The organism is Desulfofundulus australicus DSM 11792, from assembly GCF_900129285.1.
Lineage (GTDB): Bacteria > Bacillota > Desulfotomaculia > Desulfotomaculales > Desulfovirgulaceae > Desulfofundulus > Desulfofundulus australicus.
The window spans coordinates 1-1,341 of the sequence record NZ_FQUW01000075.1 but is presented as its reverse complement, the minus strand read 5'-3'; the positions used below and the strand labels follow the sequence as shown (position 1 = coordinate 1,341).

The following is a 1,341-nucleotide window of genomic DNA, read 5'->3' as shown; positions in this document are numbered from 1 at the left end:
ATTACCGGTTTAAAATGAGAATTTCCTTTGTTCCACCAGTTGGTTGCCCCAATTTAATTTGAAGATTTTTCCCGAATCAATTTGAAAATCTACACGAAAGGCCTTGCTGGGACCGAGGAGTGTATGAAATTTTTAGCCAACCTCTCGCCGAGAATCACCGTCTCGATTACAAGCGAGTATTGGCCGTTCAATATCGCCTACGCCCACCCCCCGCTCCACAGGAGAATCACGCAGGAGGAATGGGAGGAAGCTATTAAAGCGGCGCAGAAACATGGGATTAACACTGACCTCAGCCTTAGAATGTATAGAGCTCGCCACCTTGAGGCTGAACTACTGGGCCTTTGCTACTTTCATGAAGAGTTTTGTCGGGAGTGGGGTGACGAAAACTACGCCAGATTTGGTCGTTGGGAGCGAGTAGGAAAGAAGGGAGGTGATAAATCATGGCTGACCAGGCTGACCCGAGAGACCTCTGCCCCCATGCTGAATCAGTGCTCGAAGGGCTGAAGTGCGGAGCGGAAGCAATTGTAAAGTGCCCGGTTTGCCCGGTAGAGCTTTACCGTGGGCTGAAGGCAAGTCCGGGTAATGGCGGTGCCCCTGCCGGTAAAGGGGAAACAAAGCCCCAATAAAAGACGGAAAGCCGGGCGGAAGCGCCCGGCAAACCCTCTTTTTGTTCAGTGCAGGAGAACAATCCCCTTCTCTTCTGAGTACGCTTCGTTGATGATAGCTTGTTGCTCTTTAGCCCGCTGTTCTTTATACGTCTTTACAAAAACATCAATTTCATCGGCTAACCTGAGCAAAACATCGTGAGGTATCAAATTCAAAAGTCTAAGCCGAAACATGCTGTCATCACCCCACCTTTTATAGCTAAGGGGCTTGTTTTCTTTCAATAGTTTCCTGCGCTGTCTTTCATGTTGCAGGGGACTATGATACCCGTGTAATGTGCGAGCCATGCCGCTCAAATCCTCAAGGAAACGGATAAGTTCTGCATCAGTCATTTTGCCTGAAAACCCCCTTCTGCCTTCTTTAGGTAATCAACAAACCCATCGCAAAGACACCTGGCCACCTGGTCAAAACACTTCCTGCTTTCTTCGTCCGCCGGCAGGTACTCGACCTGGCGGGATTTGGGGTCAACACCGATAACCCCTCTTCCTCTGGTGACCAGCTTGTAACTGACGACCTTCTTACACAGAACCGCTTTAATATGCCCACCCCCTTCCCGGTTTTTCCCTATGGTAGCAAACCGAAAGGAGGGAAGCAAACTTCAAAAGTCCCGCCCAAAGTTACTTTCATCTTCGCCATAGACCGCCTTATTCCCGGTATGGCTTTTGTTTACAGTTATGA

Annotated in this window: 2 protein-coding genes; both read right to left on the bottom strand. The window is 49.2% G+C overall.

Annotated elements, in window-relative coordinates; translation table 11 throughout:
* Positions 1-671: 671 nt before the first annotated feature.
* A complete protein-coding gene (locus BUB44_RS14880) occupies positions 672-995 on the bottom strand; it encodes a hypothetical protein (protein WP_073167784.1) in 324 nt (107 codons plus the stop codon).
* A complete protein-coding gene (locus tag BUB44_RS14875) occupies positions 992-1,258 on the bottom strand; it encodes a hypothetical protein (RefSeq protein WP_073167782.1) in 267 nt (88 codons plus the stop codon). Before BUB44_RS14875 ends, BUB44_RS14880 begins: the two co-directional genes overlap by 4 nt.
* Positions 1,259-1,341 lie beyond the last annotated feature (83 nt).